Origin of the sequence: Terrabacter sp. MAHUQ-38, assembly GCF_014518425.1 — a bacterium.
GTDB lineage: Bacteria > Actinomycetota > Actinomycetes > Actinomycetales > Dermatophilaceae > Terrabacter.
On the sequence record NZ_JACVCU010000002.1, the window covers coordinates 252,979 to 269,945 of the forward strand.

At 71.0% G+C, this 16,967-nt stretch carries 17 protein-coding genes, 1 tRNA gene, 1 other RNA gene and 1 pseudogene; 8 read left to right on the forward strand and 12 right to left on the reverse strand.

Annotation, left to right across the window (positions count from 1 at the left end):
• Positions 1-963: 963 nt before the first annotated feature.
• The 4 genes and pseudogenes from H9I49_RS08115 to H9I49_RS24395 all read left to right on the forward strand — a co-directional run.
• Positions 964-1,914, forward strand: coding sequence for an ATP-dependent DNA ligase (locus H9I49_RS08115; RefSeq protein ID WP_188029854.1), 951 nt, complete (start codon positions 964-966; stop codon positions 1,912-1,914).
• A gap of 214 nt (positions 1,915-2,128) precedes the next feature.
• Positions 2,129-2,539, forward strand: coding sequence for an MmcQ/YjbR family DNA-binding protein (locus H9I49_RS08120; protein WP_188029855.1), 411 nt, complete (start codon positions 2,129-2,131; stop codon positions 2,537-2,539).
• A 242-nt stretch (positions 2,540-2,781) separates the two neighbouring features.
• A complete protein-coding gene (locus tag H9I49_RS08125; RefSeq protein ID WP_188029856.1) occupies positions 2,782-2,985 on the forward strand; it encodes a hypothetical protein in 204 nt (67 codons plus the stop codon).
• Between the two features lie 8 nt (positions 2,986-2,993).
• A pseudogene (locus H9I49_RS24395) lies at positions 2,994-3,722 on the forward strand (tyrosine-type recombinase/integrase); the annotation flags it as partial.
• A gap of 180 nt (positions 3,723-3,902) precedes the next feature.
• Here the strand turns inward: H9I49_RS24395 and rnpB are convergent.
• Together rnpB and H9I49_RS08140 are read right to left on the reverse strand one after the other, a co-directional pair.
• Positions 3,903-4,279, reverse strand: an RNA gene (rnpB, locus tag H9I49_RS08135) — RNase P RNA component class A.
• Between the two features lie 87 nt (positions 4,280-4,366).
• Positions 4,367-6,172: a GAF domain-containing SpoIIE family protein phosphatase gene (locus tag H9I49_RS08140; protein WP_188029857.1), complete on the reverse strand. Its 1,806-nt coding sequence runs from the start codon at positions 6,170-6,172 to the stop codon at positions 4,367-4,369.
• Between the two features lie 68 nt (positions 6,173-6,240).
• Between H9I49_RS08140 and H9I49_RS08145 the strand changes: the two genes are divergently transcribed.
• A complete protein-coding gene (locus H9I49_RS08145) occupies positions 6,241-6,648 on the forward strand; it encodes an ATP-binding protein (protein ID WP_188029858.1) in 408 nt (135 codons plus the stop codon).
• A 14-nt stretch (positions 6,649-6,662) separates the two neighbouring features.
• Here the strand turns inward: H9I49_RS08145 and H9I49_RS08150 are convergent, their stop codons facing one another.
• The gene (locus tag H9I49_RS08150) at positions 6,663-7,007 is read right to left on the reverse strand and encodes an STAS domain-containing protein (protein WP_188029859.1); all 345 of its coding nucleotides are present in this window, start codon (positions 7,005-7,007) and stop codon (positions 6,663-6,665) included.
• A gap of 211 nt (positions 7,008-7,218) precedes the next feature.
• On the opposite strand from H9I49_RS08150, the gene H9I49_RS08155 reads away from it, so the two are divergent.
• Positions 7,219-8,040, forward strand: a complete 822-nt coding sequence (locus H9I49_RS08155; protein ID WP_188029860.1) for a hypothetical protein — start codon at positions 7,219-7,221, stop codon at positions 8,038-8,040.
• Positions 8,041-8,107: 67 nt separating this feature from the next.
• On the opposite strand, the gene H9I49_RS08160 is transcribed toward H9I49_RS08155, so the two are convergent.
• Entirely contained in the window at positions 8,108-9,544 is a 1,437-nt protein-coding gene (locus H9I49_RS08160) for an RNB domain-containing ribonuclease (RefSeq protein WP_188029861.1), read from the reverse strand.
• A gap of 111 nt (positions 9,545-9,655) precedes the next feature.
• Here H9I49_RS08160 and H9I49_RS08165 point away from each other — a divergent pair, with 111 nt between their 5' ends.
• A complete protein-coding gene (locus H9I49_RS08165; RefSeq protein WP_188029862.1) occupies positions 9,656-10,405 on the forward strand; it encodes a peroxide stress protein YaaA in 750 nt (249 codons plus the stop codon).
• 1 nt (position 10,406) lies between these two features.
• Positions 10,407-11,501: an SLC13 family permease gene (locus H9I49_RS08170; RefSeq protein ID WP_188029863.1), complete on the forward strand. Its 1,095-nt coding sequence runs from the start codon at positions 10,407-10,409 to the stop codon at positions 11,499-11,501.
• 40 nt (positions 11,502-11,541) lie between these two features.
• On the opposite strand, the gene H9I49_RS08175 is transcribed toward H9I49_RS08170, so the two are convergent.
• The 8 genes from H9I49_RS08175 to H9I49_RS08210 form a co-directional block, all read right to left on the reverse strand.
• Entirely contained in the window at positions 11,542-12,729 is a 1,188-nt protein-coding gene (locus tag H9I49_RS08175) for an O-succinylhomoserine sulfhydrylase (RefSeq protein ID WP_188029864.1), read from the reverse strand.
• Positions 12,726-13,139 carry a rhodanese-like domain-containing protein gene (locus H9I49_RS08180; RefSeq protein ID WP_188029865.1) on the reverse strand — a complete coding sequence of 138 codons (414 nt, stop codon included), beginning with the start codon at positions 13,137-13,139 and terminating at the stop codon, positions 12,726-12,728. The genes H9I49_RS08175 and H9I49_RS08180 overlap by 4 nt, the downstream gene beginning before the upstream one ends.
• Positions 13,140-13,163: 24 nt before the next feature.
• The gene (locus H9I49_RS08185) at positions 13,164-14,156 is read right to left on the reverse strand and encodes a reverse transcriptase-like protein (RefSeq protein ID WP_188029866.1); all 993 of its coding nucleotides are present in this window, start codon (positions 14,154-14,156) and stop codon (positions 13,164-13,166) included.
• Positions 14,153-14,962, reverse strand: a complete 810-nt coding sequence (locus H9I49_RS08190) for a zinc ribbon domain-containing protein (RefSeq protein ID WP_370587485.1) — start codon at positions 14,960-14,962, stop codon at positions 14,153-14,155. The genes H9I49_RS08185 and H9I49_RS08190 overlap by 4 nt, the downstream gene beginning before the upstream one ends.
• A complete protein-coding gene (locus H9I49_RS08195) occupies positions 14,890-15,792 on the reverse strand; it encodes a Nif3-like dinuclear metal center hexameric protein (RefSeq protein WP_188029867.1) in 903 nt (300 codons plus the stop codon). Before H9I49_RS08195 ends, H9I49_RS08190 begins: the two co-directional genes overlap by 73 nt.
• A 1-nt stretch (position 15,793) precedes the next feature.
• Positions 15,794-15,866: transfer RNA gene (locus tag H9I49_RS08200), tRNA-Val, on the reverse strand.
• A gap of 33 nt (positions 15,867-15,899) precedes the next feature.
• Positions 15,900-16,427, reverse strand: coding sequence for a peroxiredoxin (locus H9I49_RS08205; RefSeq protein ID WP_188029868.1), 528 nt, complete (start codon positions 16,425-16,427; stop codon positions 15,900-15,902).
• Between the two features lie 30 nt (positions 16,428-16,457).
• Positions 16,458-16,874 carry a DUF3052 domain-containing protein gene (locus H9I49_RS08210; protein WP_188029869.1) on the reverse strand — a complete coding sequence of 139 codons (417 nt, stop codon included), beginning with the start codon at positions 16,872-16,874 and terminating at the stop codon, positions 16,458-16,460.
• Positions 16,875-16,967: the final 93 nt, after the last annotated feature.

Consider the following 16,967-nt stretch of genomic DNA (forward strand, 5'->3'; position numbering starts at 1 on the left):
CAATGGCGTCGGCCCCTAACCTGAGACGCTAGCGCAGAGGGCTGGCAGATCGCTCGGCGCAAAACGCCTTCCAACGCCACGCTTTGCACGGTCGCGAAGATGCGTCTATCCGCCGCGAGCTGGGCGCACTCCTTTGGGGCCGGTGTGCTGGATGCGGTGGTATCCCGTGATTGCGGCGGACGCCGTCGATGGGGTGATCGCGAGGTGCGGTTGGCTATGCGGCATCGCGGGACGGGGGATGCGGGTGGCGCTGGCCTCGATGCTCCTGCACCTGCCGGCGGCCTGGTGGTCAGACATCGCAGCCGCGCGTACCGTCTCGTGGATGCGCGGGATCCCCATCGGGACCATTGCTGTCGTCATTGCCATGTCCGCGTGCTCGTCGACGCCGGATTCGGAGCCGATGGAGCGCACGTCGGGTGGCGGCCAAGTGGTCACTGTCGGGGCCTCCGGTATGGACATTGAGTCGCGCCTCACGACACCCACAACGACCTCGGAACGCGACGGCTCGTTCGTAGAAACCTTCACGATTGACCCCTCGACCCCCGGCCAGCACTTCGCAGTGAGGACGCGCCACACGCCGGGCTCTCGGGCCGCGGGCGACGTCAAATGCTGGATCAGCGTGGACGGGCGATTGGTCTCGGAGAACGCCGACAGCGGAGGATTCGCTATCGCGTCTTGTTCTTGGTAGACGCGGGCGGCACCCGGTCCGGTGGTCGCGAATCCCACCACGGTCGGCGGCTACCAGATCACCGGGTTGTTTGTCATCGTGGTCACACTCTCTCCAGGCCCTCGGCGCAAGCTGAAGGAAGCGTCACACCGCCGCGTACGAGGCCGCGGTGACCGGATGGGCTCAGTGGATCGTGCGTGGGCAGCAACATCTCCCCGGGAGCTTGAGTTAGGACGTTTGGGTGCTGCCGTATCAGCCGCCATCCCCCAGCAGGGAAATGGTGCAGGGTGGAAGACATGGGTGTGGTGTCGTTACAAGCACCGGTCGCGTTGGCGCGGCTCGTCGATGACCTCGTCCCTTCGGGAGCCAGAGATCTGGTGTGGGAGCCGAAGTGGGACGGCTACCGAGCACTGGTCGGTGGCGGACGCATCTACTCGCGCAACGGCACCAACCTCACCGCGCTGTTCCCTGACCTCACCCCCGTCCTGGCCGCGCGACTGCCCGACGACCTCGTGCTCGATGGAGAGCTCATCGCCTGGGACCCGGCTGCCGGTCGGCTGGACTTCGAGGGACTGCAGGCCCGCATGACGGCCGGGCGCCGGATCCGCGCGGTCGCCGCGCGACGGCCCGCGCAGTTCGTCGTCTTCGATGTGCTCGCCGCTGGGACGCGGGACCTGCGAGGGCGGCCACTGCGGGAACGACGTGCCCTCCTCGAGGCGGCTCTGCGCGGCATGGCTTCTCCCATCGTGCTCTGCCAGCAGACTGACGACCTCGCGCTGGCTCGGGAGTGGTTCCGCACGCTGACGGCGGGTGGCATCGAGGGTCTGGTCGGGAAGGACGCCGGCGGCACGTACCCGACGGTGCCGGGTCAGCGAGTCTGGTGGGAGGTCAAGGCCAAGCAGACGCTGGACATGCTCGCGATCGGATTCACTGGGGACGCGCTCTCTCCGAGCGCGTTGGTCCTCGCGTTCCCCGGTGACAGCGAGGACGGTCAGCCGGTCACCGCCGGCTCGACGACCTCGCTGTCCCAGGCTGCCGGCCGCGGATTAGCTCCCTTGCTGCGTCCTACCGGCGAGACCTTCCAGCGCTCCTTCGCTTGGGGCTCAGCGGCACCCACCCAGGTGACGGTCGTCGAGCCGTTCGTCGTTGAGGTGGAGGCTGACGCCTCGGCTGCCGACGGTGTCCTGCGGCACGCTGTGCGGCTGCACCGCGCAAGACCAGACATCGACCCCGCAGAAGGGAGTTGACGCCGCGGTGTCCCGGACGCAGCTGATCGAGCGGCGACCGCGCACGTATGCCGTGCAGGTGGGCTGTCGGGGTCGGCGTCAGTGGGAGATGTCGCCCTCGAAATGAGCGCCCTGGTTCGCGCTACATGCGGGACCGTCCCCCCATGACGGCATTGGCCAGTGGGGATGCACAGGACCGCGACCACCTGTCGGCAGGCGCTGGCAGACTCGGGGCGTGTCCAGGCCGCCGCGCATCGAGCCCTCCGGCGACGTCGTCGCGCGCATCGGCTCCACTGCCCTGGCATTGCCCGACGCGTACGAGGAGGACGCCTGGACCGGCGTACGGTGGCGGGTCCGGAACAAGACCTTCGCCCACGTCCTGGTCGCCCAGGAGGGTTACACGTCGGCGTACCGCGACGTGACCGGGGTGACCGCACCGACCACGGTGCTGACCTTCCGGTCATCCGGCGCCGAGCTGTCGGCCCTGGCCAACGCCGGGCCGCCGTTCTACCAGCCGCCGTGGTCGCCCACCGTCGTCGGCATGGTGCTCGACGACGACACCGACTGGGACGAGGTCGCCGAGCTGGTGACCGAGAGCTACCGGTTCTGCGCACCCCAGAAGCTGAGGCACCGACTGGATCCCTGACCTTGTGCGGTCTGTAGGTCTGGAAGCCGTGACCCAGTGCGTCTCTTCCCGCCGCGCTTGGGCACTCGAGTCAGAGGTCCTCCGCGTGTCCGCCTTCCGCGCCTGCGTCGGGTTCACTCCCTCGAGATTGGCCGCCCACTTCCTGTACCGACAGTGCCCCACACCGGTGGTGTGCTGTACCTGGCCGACGACGTGACGTCTTGGGTGGCTGAGCAGTACGCCGATCAGCGCTAGTCGCCGCGATGGGCAACATCGCTCGGCGGCCTGACGGCAAGTGGCGCGCCCGCTACCGCGACGCATCCGGGCGCGAGCGGACGAAGCAGTTCGTTCGCAAGGTCGACGCCCAGCGCTGGCTCACGAGACCAGCCAAGCGCTTCTCGAAGGTCGCTACGTCGACCCTCAGGCCGGCCGCATCACGCTTCAGGAGTACGCGCACGAGTGGCTGAGCCGGCAGGTGCACCTACCGACGACGGCGGATCAGATGGCAGGCGTGGTCCGCCGCTACATCGACCCTCACCTCGGCGGCATGCGACTCGCCACCATCCAGCCGGCCGACATCCAGAGGTGGGCCAAGCAGCTCAGCCAGACCCTGGCGCCGTCCACCGTCGGGGTGGCACACCGCATCCTGTCCGGCATCCTGAAGTCCGCCGTCGCCGACCGGCGGATCGTCTCCAATCCCTGCACCGGGACCAAGCTGCCCAAAGTCACGAAGCCCAAGGTCCAGCCGATCACCGAGGACCAGCTTGCCGCCATTGTCCAGCACATGCCCCGACGACATCAGGCCCTGGTCATCCTGGCCGCCGGCACCGGCCTGCGCCAAGGCGAGATCTTCGGCCTCACCGTCGACCGCCTCGACCTCGAGCGCCGGACCGTCCTCGTCAACCGACAGCTCATCAACGTCAACGGCCGCGAGCCGTTCTTCGGGCCACCCAAGTCACAAGCCAGCGTCCGGGTCGTCCCCCTGCCGACCGTCGTAGCCGACGCCCTGCGAGCTCACCTGCAGGCCTACCCCTCGACCACCCTCGTGTTCACGAACAACGTCAGCGCCCCGCTACGTCGATCGGCGTTCTGGACCGAGTGGAACCGCGCGCTCAAGCACGCCGGCGTCCCACCCATCCGGTTCCACGAGCTGCGCCACTACTACGCATCGCTACTCATCCGGCACGGCGAGTCGGTCAAGACCGTCCAGGCCCGATTGGGCCACGCCAGCGCCAGCGAGACTCTCGACACCTACAGCCACCTCTGGCCCGACAACGACGAGCGAACCAGAGCCGCCGTGGACGGAGTGCTTCGAAATTTTGCGGACTATTTGCGGACTGACGGAGGTGACGAAACACATCACCGCAGGTCAGAGGCCCAAAAGTGGATGAGTCGGCCGATACGCCGGGTTCTGTTCCGCGTCCTCGTTACCGGTGACGCGGCGACGGCCATCCATCTAGGCCGACCATTGCTGGCCGGCTCGAGCGTCCTACCCGCGCACTCGACCGGGCCGGTCTCGCACGTGCGCTGTCTGGACTTGCTCCGGGTGGGGTTTACCGAGCCGCTCCAGTCACCTGGAGCGCTGGTGGTCTCTTACACCACCGTTTCACCCTTACCGGCTGCCGAAGCAGCCGGCGGTCTGATCTCTGTGGCACTGTCCCGCGGGTCACCCCGGGTGGCTGTTGGCCACCACCCTGCCCTGTGGAGCCCGGACGTTCCTCGGCAGGGCCGAGGCCCTGACGCGACCGTCTGGCCGACTCATCCGCACACCAGCATAGAGGCGTATGCCGTGTGCTCCCAACGCGCGACAGTGCGGGCAGAGCTGCCGGCAGCTGTGTGCGCTCGGCCTCAGTCGCCGCGGCGGAACGCGACGACCGCGACGTCGTCGTGGCGGTCGGGGTCGGTGACGGCCTCGAGCAGCTCGCCCAGCACGTCGTCCAGGTCCGCGTCCGGATCCACGTTCGCCAGGAGGTCCTCGGCGGCATCCTGCAGACGCTTGAGGCCGATGTCGATGCTCTCCCCCCGCCGTTCGACCAGCCCGTCGGTGTACAGCACCAGCAGGTCGCCCTCGCAGAACGGCATACGGGCAGTGGGACGCTCGACGAGGCCCAGTCCGTGCACCGGTGAGCCGTCCTCGGTGACGTAGCGGCTGTGCCCGTTCTGGAGGAGCAGGGGCGGCGGGTGGCCGGCTACGGTCATCGACAGCGAGTCGTGGGCCGGATCGAAGAGAACGTAGGCGGCGGACGCCATCTGCGTGGGCGGCTCGGCCGCCATGAAACGGTCCATGGCGCGGGCCAGCGCACCGGGCTCCGGGTCCTGCGTCGCGAGCACCCGCGCGGCCGACCGCATGCGGGAGCCGGCGACGGCTGCATCGACACCCCGGCCCATGACGTCGCCGACGACGGCGACGACACGCCCGTCCTCGAGCACGGTGACGTCGTAGTAGTCGCCACCGACCTCGGTGCGACCGGCCTGGCGGTACATGGTGCCGAACCGCCAGCCGGACAGCTCCGGCATGTCCTGCGGCAGCAGCGTCGCCTGGAGCACGGAGGCGACCCGCCGCGTCTGGGAGTAGAGGTCGGCGTTGTCGATGGCGAGCCCCGCTCGGCGCGCGAGGTCCTCCGCGAAGGCGACGTCGTCTGGGGTGTAGCGCCGGCCCGACTCGGCGGCGACGAAGGTGAGCACGCCGAGGACACGGTCGTTCGCGAGGAGCGGCACGGACATCGCGCTCTGCAGCCCGAGCTCGCGTGCGACGCGCAGGTGCTCCTCGTCCCGCGCGCCCGCGACGAGCATCTCGTCGGTGACGACCTCGATGAGCAGGCTCTGACCGGTGCGCGCGACCTGCGCCGCGCCGCCGGGCCGGTCGGGGTCCGGCGGCCACCGCGTCTCGAGCTCCTTGGCGAGCTGCACCTTCTCCGGGTCGACGTGCGCGACGGCGAGCGTACGCAGGACCCCGTCGTCGACCATCTGGACCGAGCACCAGTCGGCGTGCGTGGGCACGGCGAGCGACGCGACCTGGCGCAGCGTCTGGCGGTAGTCGAGCGACGCGGCGAGCGCCTGCGAGGCGTCCGCGAGGAACTCCAGCTGGGCCGCCCGTGCGGCGCTCTGCTCCTCGGCGCGAAGGCGCAGCATCGTCTGGGCGCACATGTCGCTGAGCACCCGCAGGACCGAGAGCTCCTCCGGGTCGGGTGGACCCACACGCCCGTCGAACCGGAAACCCACGGCACCTACCGCGTCGCCGGTGATGGGCGAGATGAGCGGCAGCGTGACGGAGGAGCGTTCGCCGCCGTCGGCGTCGAGGCGCGGGTAGCGCTCGAGCATGTCCTCGCGGCTCGTCAGGACCAGGGTTTCGCAGGAGCGGACGGCGTCGGTCAGCGGTGTCGACACGTCCAGGTCGAAGGTGGCCCATCGCTGCGCCTGGCTGGCAGACAGTCCGTGGGTCCCGATGGTGCGCAGGCGCTGCGTGCCGTCGCGCACCGCCAGCACGGCGCGCGATGCCCCCATCACCCCCGAGGCCCGTTCGGTGATGACCTCGGTCAGGTCGTCCATCGTTGTCGCCGAGGCGAGGTGCGCGGCGATCCGCGCGAGGGCCGCGAGCCGTGGCGCGGCCTGCGAGGGCGCGGGAGTGCCTGCGTCCCGATCGGTCGCGTCCATGGGGCCATCCTTACAGTCGCACACGGCTCACGTCCCACAGATGGGTCAGAAGTGGCACCATGGCAAGGGTGGGCACGTCCACGATCGACGGCGAGAACGAGCTGGGCCGAGTCGAGTTCGGCCCGGAGGACCTGCGTGCCGTGCGCGACGTGGTCCGCACCATCGCCGGCGACCGCATCCCGGAGCGGGTGAGCGATGCCGTGCTGGCAGTGCACGAGCTGGCGGTCAACAGCATCGTGCACGGGGGCGGCCACGGCGTGCTGCACATCGACGAGACCGCCGACGCCCTCGTCTTCACCGTCGAGGACGCCGACGGCACGGGCACGGTGCCGGAGGTCCTCCGAGCCGCCGACCACGCCACGGGCGGCCGCGGCCTGTGGATCGCCCAGCGCCTGAGCGACCGCCTGACCATCGACGCCAACCCCACGCGTACGCGCGTGCGGCTGCATCTCGCCCTCGCGCCGACGGCGATCTGAGGTAGGCAGCCGACCTACGCGTGACGCAGCGAGGGGCCGCCGGCTGTCTCCTCGCCATCGGTGACGACATCGATGACCTGGTCGAGGTTCATCAGCCGGATGAGCCGCAGGGTCACGCCCGCGCTGACGAGCTGCAGGTGGGCCCCCGCCGCCTGGACGCGGTGGTAGAGCCCGATGATGGCGCCGAGCCCGGACGAGTCGAGGAAGGTCACGCCGCGCAGGTCCACGACCACCTGCGCCCCCGTGACCAGCTCGAGGGCGTCGAACGCCCTCCGGACGTCGGGCACGGTGTACGTGTCGACCTCGCCCTGCAACCGGGCAACTGTCCTGCCCTCCCCGATCGAGACCGAGACGTCCACGAAGGTTCCTCTCGACGATCCTGCGCTCTGCTTACCGTAGAACGATCGGGCCGGATTCGTCACGACTTTCACCTCGGCTGGGCGGCCCGGAGGCATGCCGCACGCGGCGACCCACAACGTGATGCCGGTCACGTCCGTCGCCGAGTGTCAACGAACAGTGCGGCTCGTTCGTCGTGCAAGGGAGACGACGACCGCGACCGACCTCAGGAACATGACGCACCAGAGCACAGACGACCTGCCCGACACCAGACCCCTCACACCCGGGGACGCCGACCCCGCCGCCGAGTCGCACCCGGACAATGGCCACCCGGACCGTGACCACCCGGACCGTGACCCGGACGCCCGACCCAGAGCGAAGCTGCTCGACCTCTCCCTCACCCAGCTGCTCGGCGGGTCGATGGCGGCTGCCACCGCGGCCGCACTCGGTTCCCGGCTGGGGGTCGTCGGCACCATCGCCGGCGCCGCGGTGCTGAGCATCGTGTCGGCCATCGCGGCCAGTCTCTACACCAACTCGATGGCGCGAGCCAAGGACGCCGTCGTGCTCGTGCGCTCGCGTAGCGGCGCAGTCGCGCTCGTCGACCAGCGACGGTGGAAGCGGCCCGACCGGGCCACGACCCGGCGCGTGCTCGCCGCCACGGCTGCGGTCTTCGTGATAGCGGCGGCCTTCCTCGCCGGTCTCCAGCTCGCCACGGGCGCCCGGGTGACGGGCACCGACCTGGGTGGCCGCACGTCGGGCCAGGTGGTCGTCGACGATGCCCGAACCGGCACGGGCGAGAAGCGGGACAGCGGCTCGACCGACGCCGAACCGCCCGGGTCCTCCACCGAGACCTCCACGGCGCCGACGCCCACCGCGACGACCGGCACCCCGGCGCCCGTGGAGACGACACCCGCCACCGGCACCGACCCGACGGCCGACACTCCGGGCGCCGAGGCGACGACTGCCGCGCCGGAAGCCACTCAGGGCGCCGGCACCGTGACGACGCCGGCCGGTGAGGCGTCCGCGACGACGGAAGCCGGTGGGACCGGCGGCTGACGGCTGGTCCCCTCCGCCATTTGAAGCCGCTACCCGATCCGGTCTCGCATCGCTCCGGGCGCGTGGCTCAGGCGAGCGACAGTGAGATGGTCCCGGTCGTGATGTCAGTGGCGTCGACGCGAAGGGTCACCGTCTCCCCCGCCTTCGCCGAGCCGGAGGCCTTGGCGACGACGGCCAGCTCGATGAGCTGGACCACGACACCCTTCTGGTTCTCGTCGACGACGACCCCGTCGAGTGTGCGGCCGACGTAGGGGTGCAGCTCGGCCGCCTCGACGGCGTCGGTGCAGGACCGCTCCACTCCGTTGGTGCGGCGGTCGGAGGCCGTCATGGCCTCGGGCAGGGTCGGGAGCGCCTCACGCACCCAGGCGGGCACCTCACGCCCGGCCGAGAGCGCCTCGCAGACGACGAGCCCGAAGCGGTCGACCAGGCGCCTCAGGGGCGCGGTGACGTGCGCGTACGGGTTGGCGACGGCCGAGTGCTTCGGCTGATCGGGAAGGGCCCCGTCAAAGGGCGTGTAGCCGGCACCGCGGAAGAGCGTCGTCGCCTCGTGGATGAGGGCGAGGTGCCGCGGGTTCGTGTGGTCGAGGGAGCGCAGCAGCTCGCCGTACGACAGGTCGTCGGGCCAGCCCACCCCCGCGGCCGCGGCCCGGCGACGGAAGCGCTCGAGGTCACGAGGGTCGGGCGGCGGCATGGTGCGCAGGATGCCGACATTGCCCCTGAGCATGAGGTCCGCGGCGCCCATGCCGGTGAGCAGGGAGATCTGGGCGTTCCAGTCCTCTGAGGCGAGCAGAGGGCGGAACGAGACGCGGAAGCGGCCGTCCTCGTCCTCCGCGACCTCCTGCTCGGGCATGGGCAGCGTCGCACCGCCCCGCTTGCGCTCGAGCAGCACCCGCTTCTCGCCCACCTCCTTGAGCAGGACGAGGCACTCCTCGGCGGTGCCGGCATCGACCTCCTTCTGCACCTGCTCGTAGTCGTACCGGCGGACGCTGCGGACCATGGCGCGGTAGACCTCGACGGCCGTGCCCTCACCGTCGGCGGCGAGCGTCATGTCCCAGACGAAGGCGGGGCGCACCTGCCCCGGCAGCAGGCTGGCGGCACCCTCGCTCAGCTCGCTCGGGTGGAGCTGAACGCGAGCGTCGGGGCAGTACACGGTCTGGCCGCGACGGCGGGCCTCCGCGTCGACGGCTCCCCCGGCCCGGACGAAAGCCGGCACGTCGGCGATGGCGTAGCGCACGCGGTAGCCGTCGCCCTGGCGCTCGATGCACATCGCCTGGTCGAGGTCCATCGAGGTCGGCGGGTCGACGGTGATGAAGGGGACCGCCGTCTCGTCGCGGTCGGGCAGCTCGGCCGCATCCGCGGCGCCGCGGGCCTCGGCGACCACGTCGGGCGGGAACGCCTCCCGCACCTCGAATTCCCGGCGGATCGCCTTGAACCGCGCCGCAAGCTGCTGTGCCACGTCGCCGGGCGGCGTTGCCGGGCGGAACACGATGTGTCGCTGGGGCATGGCGCCACCCTACGCACCGGACGCCCGCGTGAGGGTGCGCGCCGGGCGCTCTGCCGCGCGTCACGTGAGAGGGATGGGACTTTGATGTCCGGTTTGCCTAGGCTGGCGCCCGTGCTCATCCTGCTCCCGCCGTCAGAGGGCAAGAACCGGCCCCGGCGGGGACGGTCGCTCGATCTCGGCACGCTCTCGTTCCCGGAGCTGACGCCGCTTCGGGAGGCCCTCGTCAGGACCGTGGCCCGGGTCAGCGACGAACCGCATGCCGCCCGCACCCTCGAGGTCAACCCGAACCTCCTCGACGACATCGCGGGCAACGTGCATCTCGCCAGCGCGCCGACCGCGTCCGCGTCGAGCATCTACACCGGGGTGCTCTACCAGGCGCTCGACCTCGACTCTCTCGATCCGGCCTCGAAGAGGCGGGCGAACCGCTGCATCGTGGTCGTGTCGGCCCTGTTCGGTGCGCTGCGCCTCGGCGACCGGGTTCCCCCCTACCGCGTCAACATCTGCAGCACCCTCCCCGACGTCGGCTACCTCTCGAAGGAGTGGCGCCGGGCGCTGCCCGAGGCGCTCGACTCCGCCGTGAAGCCGCGTGAGCTCGTCGTCGACTGCCGGTCGAGCACGTATGCCGCCGTGTGGCGTCCGCAGGGCGAGCGCGCCGAGCGCTGGGTCCACGTCACGGTGCCGGGGGCGTCGCACATGGCAAAGCACACCCGTGGCCTCGTGACGCGCGAGCTCGTGCAGGCCGAGGCGCCGCGTACGCCCCACGGTCTCGCCGAGCGCCTGTCGGAGCGCTTCGAGGTCGAGCTCTCTCCCCCGCCGCGCGCGGGCCGGCCCTGGCAGCTCGCCACGAGGCCGAGGCCCTGACGTGCTCCTCGACCTCGCCCAGCTCGTCGAGCGCGTCGCGCCGATCCTCGTCTTCCTCGTCGCGATCACGCTCGTGGCCGAGATCTGCGACCTGGCGGGGCTCTTCGACGTGGCGGCGCACTACGCGGCGCGGGTGGCGCGGGGCCGGGTCCTGGTGCTGTGGCTGCTCATCGTGCTCCTCGCCGTTGCGAGCACCGTCCTGCTCAGCCTAGACACGACCGCGGTGCTGCTGACACCAGTCGCGATCACCGTGGCTCGTCAGGTCGGCGCGCCGGCCCTGCCCTTCGCGATGACGACCCTGTGGCTGGCCAACACCGCCTCGCTCCTGCTGCCGGTGTCGAACCTGACGAACCTCCTTGCACTGCATCCCTTCTCGGACCGGGGCGTGGGAACGCTCGGCTACATCGAGCTCATGGCGGTGCCGGCCCTCGTCGCAGTCCTCGCGACCGTCGCGGTGCTGTGGCTGCTCCACCGTCGACAGCTCGACCGCACGTTCCGGACCCCGCCGCTCGCTGAGCCCCACGACAGGATGCTCATGCTGATCGCGGGCGGCGTGTGCGCGCTCCTGGCTCCGGCATTCGTCATCGGTGTGCAGCCGGCTCTGGCGGCTGCACCGGCCGCTGTCATCCTCCTGGCGGCGACCTACTGGCGGGCACCCGTGCTGCTCCGCCGCATCCGGATGCCGTGGCTGACCGTCATGGGCATCTGCGTGCTGTTCCTCGTCATCGACGCGGCTCTGCGCCTGGGGCTGGAGGCATGGCTGCGCACCGTCATGGGCCATGGCACGGGGGCCGGCGACCTGTTCCGGGTCAGCGGCATCGGCGCACTGGCCGCCAACGGCATCAACAACCTGCCTGCCTACCTGGCACTCGAGCCCACCGGCGCCGACTCGCCGGCGCGGCTCGCTGCCCTGCTGATCGGCGTCAACACGGGTCCGGTCGTCACGATGTGGGGCTCGGTCGCGACGCTCCTCTGGGCGCAGCGCTGCCGCTCGGCGGGCCTCGGCGTCGACGTCGCGCACATCGCGCGCACCGGCGCACTGTGCGCGCTCACGGTCGTGACCGCGGCGACCCTTGCCCTCGTCGCCACGACCTGACGGGTGGGCACACCCAGGTGGTCGCGGCCGGGACGTGCCGTCAGCCCAGGGCGCGGCGCAGGTCGTCGACGAGGTCGCGGACGTCCTCCAGGCCGATCGACACCCGTAGCACGCCGTCGGTGATGCCCACGGCGGCGCGAGCCTCGGGGGCGAGGCGACGGTGCGTCGTCGTGGCCGGGTGCGTGATGAGCGACTTCGAGTCGCCGAGGTTGTTCGAGATGTCGATGACCTGCAGGGCGTTCATCACCGCGAAGGCGTCGTCCTTGCCACCGTCGAGCTCGAAGGTGACGACCGTGCCGCCGGCGAGCATCTGGCGTTTGGCGAGGTCGTGCTGCGGGTGCGACTCGAGGAAGGGGTGCACGACGCGCGTCACGCGCGGGTGCGACTCGAGGAACCGGGCCACCTCCAGGGCGCTGTCAGCCATCCGCTCGACGCGCAGCGACATGGTCTCGAGACCCTTGACGAGGACCCACGCGTTGAACGGCGACATCGAGGGGCCGGTGTGCCGCATGAGGTTCTGGACCGGGCCGTCGATGAACTCCTTGGGCCCGAGGATCGCGCCGCCGAGCGTGCGACCCTGGCCATCGATGTGCTTGGTGGCGGAGTACACGGTGATGTCGGCGCCGAAGTCGAGAGGCTTCGAGAAGACGGGCGTGCCGAAGACGTTGTCGACCACGACCTTCGCGCCGGCGGCGTGGGCCAGCTCGGTCACGGCCGCGATGTCGACGAGCTCCTGCATCGGGTTGCTCGGCGTCTCGAAGAACACTGCCGTCGTCGGCTCGGACAGGGCCTCGCGCCACTGGTCGAGGTCGGCGCCGTCGACGAACACCGTCTCGACGCCCCAGCGCGGCAGGATCTCGTCGAGGATGACGAAGCACGACCCGAAGAGCGCCCGGGACGACACGACCCGGTCGCCCTGACCGAGCAGAGCCGCGAGGGCGACGAAGACGGCCGCCATGCCGGAGCCGGTGGCGAAGCACGCCTCGGCACCCTCGATCCGACGCAGCCGCTCCTCGAACATCGTGACGGTCGGGTTGCCGTAACGGGAGTAGACGAACCTGTCGGTGTCGCCCTTGAAGGCCGCCTCTGCGTCCTCGGCCGAGTCGTAGACGAAGCCGGAGGTCAGGTAGAGCGCCTCGGCGGTCTCCTCGAATCCACTGCGGGACAAGCCTCCCCGCACCGCAAGGGTGTCGGGCCGCCAGCCCTGCGTCATGTCCTCGCCGCTCATCCCTGCACCCACGGCAGGCCCGCGACCTTCCAGCCGGACACAGCGCGGTGGCCCTGCGCGTCGTGCGGGCCCTCGAAGCCCTCGCTGACGTTGTGGGCACGTGCCCACCCCTCGCGCGTAGCGGCCTCGGCGGCAGAGATGGAGCGGACGCCGGAACGGCAGATGAAGTACACCGGCGCATCCTTGGCCACGCCGGCAGCCTCGAGGTCGGCGGTGAAACCCTCGTTGACGCTGCCCTCCGGGAACGTCTGCCACTCGACGAGGACGACCTCCTTGCCGATCTCCGCGAGGTCGGGCAGGCCGACGTAGGCCCACTCGGCCCTCGTGCGCACATCGACGAGCACCGCACCGGGCTCGTCGCGCAGGGCCGTCCAGGCCTGCTCGGGGGTCACGTCACCGGCATAGCTCATGCGTCGAATATCGCACAGCGTCCGTCAGGCGAGATGGTCGGTCCGATTGGTGAAAGCGACCGACGCCGACCCGTCCTCCCAGACCTCGACCGCGGTCAGGCTGCCCGGTGCCGTCGCGAGCGCCCAGAAGCGTTCCACCGGTGTGCCGAGCACGTCGGTCAGCACCGAGAGGACGCCTCGACGGCTCGTCACCGCGACCACGGTGCCCCCCGATGCGACGAGCCCGCGGTATGCCGTGCGCACCGTCTCGTCGGCGCCTTCGCCGGGTGCCTCGCCGAGCCAGTCGCCACTCGTCGTGGCCTCGCTCTCGAGCGCTGCTGCGAGGGCGGAGGTGACGCGTGCGCCCATGCCGTCGATGGGCCCGACGACGGTCGTGCCCGCGCCGACGAGTCGCCGGACCGCGGTCACGATGCGCGGGACTGCAGCGTCGTCGAGCGGCGCCTGCACCAGCAGGAGGCGCAGCGGTCGTGCCGCAGCCGCCACGTCCGAGCGGGAGCCCGCTTCCGAAGCCGACTCGGCCGACCCCGCCGGCTCGGCCTTCGTCGTCGTGTCGTCGACGAGGACGCGGTGCACGGACGTGCCGTCCATCGCGTCGTTGCTCAGGGCGTCGGCGGCCTTGTTCTTCTCGCGCGGGACCCACTCGAAGTCGACCGAACCCCCGGCCTCGGAGATCGCGGCGCACAGGTCACGAGCCTCGAGAGCGAGGCGGCGCATGTCCTCGTGCTTGATCTTCCAGCGCCCCGACATCTGCTCCACGACGAGCTTGGAGTCCATCTTGACCCGTACCGTCGCCCCGGGGTCGATGTCGAGGACGGCACGGAGCCCGGCGATGAGGCCGGAGTACTCCGCCACGTTGTTGCTGGCCGTGCCGAGGGGCTCGGCGAGCTCGACGAGGACGCGGCCGGTCGTCGGGTCACGGACGAGGGCGCCGTAGCCGGCGATCCCCGGGTTGCCGCGCGACCCGCCGTCGGCCTCGACGACGAGCCGGCGGCCCGTCGCTCGAGACACAGGGCTCACAGACCTGACTCGCCCGTGCGGATCATGATGCGTCGGCACTCCTCGCACCGCACGACCTCGTCCTGTGCCGCGCGGCGGATGCGGTCGAGGTCGACGTTGTTGAGCTCGAGCCGGCAGCCGCCGCAGCGGCGCTGGCGGATCTCGGCCGCCGCCATGCCGCTGCTGCTCGCCCGGATCTTCTCGTAGAGCGCGGCGAGGTCCTCGCCGACGCCGGCGACGATGTCGGCCCGGCCGGAGCCGACCTTCACGGCCTCGGCCTCGAGCTCGGCGAGCGCGGCGTCGCGCTCGGCCTCGAGGGTCTCGAGGCGCTGCACCAGCTCGGCACGCCGGGACTCGAGCTCGGTGACGCGGGCGCCCAACGACTCGGCGCGCTCCATGACCTCGATCTCGATGTCCTCGAGCTCAGCCTGGCGACGGGCCAGCGACGCAAGCTCGTGCTGGAGGGCCTGGAGGTCCTTCGCCGTGCCCTGTCCGGCGTCGAGCCTGGACTGGTTGCGCGCGGCACGGTCGCGGACGAGCTGGACGTCCTGGTCCGACTTCGTCAGCTCGCGCTGGACGTCTCCCGCCGCGGTACGGGCGTTGACGATCTCCGTCTCCAGTGCCCCGAGCTCACGCCGGACCGCCTCGACCGCAGGCGTCTGCGGCAGCGTGGCCCGGGCATGCGCGATCTGGTCGAGGCGCGTGTCTATGGCCTGCAGGTCGAGCAGGCGCCACTGGCGGGACGGGTCGGCTTTCAGGACACACCTCCGGTTTCGGGTGCCACGCGGTCGGCCCGCGCGGCGTTCGCACCGACGACGAACGTCCACGGCTCGGTGCGGATTGCTGAGACTCTGGCCTCGACCCTAGTCGCTCCGGGGTGCTGCTCCAGCGCCGAGAGCAGCCGCTCACGACCGCTCCCCAGCCACAGCGACTCCGTGGCCCAGTGCCCCGCGTCGACGAGGAAGGGTGGGCCCCCGCGAGCCTCCTCCCGCGCCTCGAGGACCGGGTGGTGTCGCAGGTCGGCCGTGACGTAGACGTCGGCCCCGCTCGCCCGCACGTCGTCGAACCGGTCGTCGCCCGAGCCGCCCATGACGGCGACGGTGCGAACCTGCGCGTCGGCGTCGCCGCTGACGCGGATGCCGCCCGCCGTCGCCGGCAAGGCCGCGGCGACGACCTCGGCGAACTCGGCCAGACGCATGGGCGCGGCCAGCTCACCGACCCGCCCGGCGGCATACGCACCCTCGGTGCACAGCGGTCGCTGGCTCCCGAGGCCGAGGGCTTCGGCGAGGACGGTCGAGACCCCGGGATCGGCCACGTCGGCGTTCGTGTGGCCCACCCAGAGGGCGATGCCTGCTCGCACGAGCCCCGTCACCGACGCGCCCTTGGCGCCCGTGGTGGCGACGGAGTGCACGGCGCGCAGCAGCAGGGGGTGGTGCGTCACGAGCAGGTCGGCGTCCCACGCCCGCGCCTCGTCGATGACCGCGAGCGTCGGGTCGAGCGCGAAGAGGATGCGGCGTACCGGCTGGTCGAGGTCGCCCGCCACGAGCCCGACGCGGTCCCACTCGGCGGCGCTCTCGAGGGGGTAGAGCGACTCGAGCGCCGCGACGACGTCGCGCAGCGTCAGGTCGGCAGAGACGTCGGGGGCGGGATCGTCCACGTGGGCCCGGCCGGGCTCGAACCGACGACACCCGCGGTGTAAACGCGGTGCTCTACCAACTGAGCTACAGGCCCTCACGCGCCGGCCGTTGTCACCGGCGGCGGCGGTCAGCCTACGGCATCGCGCTGGCTCGCGCGGAGTGCCGCGAGCGCCTCGCGGTATGCCGTGAAGTCGCGGCCCTGCCCGATGCCGCGGACCTCGGTCCAGACGATGCGCCCGTGCGGGTCGAGCAGGAAGGTCCCGCGCAGTGGGAAGCCGTCCTCGTCGTTGAGGACGCCGTAGCGCCGGGCGACCTCACCGTGCGGCCAGAAGTCGGACAGGAGCGGGAAGAAGTGGCCCTCCGCGTCGGCCCACACCCGCAGCGTGTACATCGAGTCGCACGAGACGGCGAAGACCTGGATGTCGTCGTCCTGGAAGTCCTCGAGGCTGTCCCGGATCTCGCGCAGCTCGCCGCGGCAGATGCCGGAGAACGCGGCCGGGTAGAAGACGACGGCGGCGTTCTTGACGTCGCGGACCGAGCTCAGGCTGACGTCGACGCCGTACTGGTCGACGAGGGTGAAGTCAGGTGCCAGGTCGCCGACTCCCAGGGGCGTGGAGGCCTGAGCCGACTGCTCGGCCTGGTGGGCGTTCGTCATGACGGCCAGTGTGTCACCAGCCGGCATGGCTCAGCGGCGCGGTCCTTTCGGCGGCATCAGGCGGGTGGCCGCCCATTCCCGCGCGACGTTGACCTGGCCGCCCGTGACCAGTCCGGCGGTCGACGCGGCTTCCTCGACGTCGCTCGCGTCGACGTGGCCGGGGCGGCCGGCCTTCGGCGTGAAAAGGACGATGAAGCCCTTGTCGAAGAGCTTGGTCAGGCCGTCGACCAGCATGTCGACGAGGTCGTCGTCACCGTCGCGGTACCAGAGCACCACCCCGTCGGCGCCGTCGTTGAAGTCCTCGTCCTCGAGCTCGGATCCGATGACGTCCTCGAGCTCGAACCGCAGGTCGTCGTCGACGTCGTCGTCATAGCCGAACTCCTGGATGATCTGCCCCTGGGCAAATCCGAGCTTGCTGAAGGACGCCGCTCCCGCGGTCTCGCTCACTGTCACCGGTCCTCTCGGTCATGGCCGTGCGGCCTCATGCTCGTCTGCGGCACCCGTACCCGTCTCGGGCCTTCGTCGTGGCGTCGGCGCCAC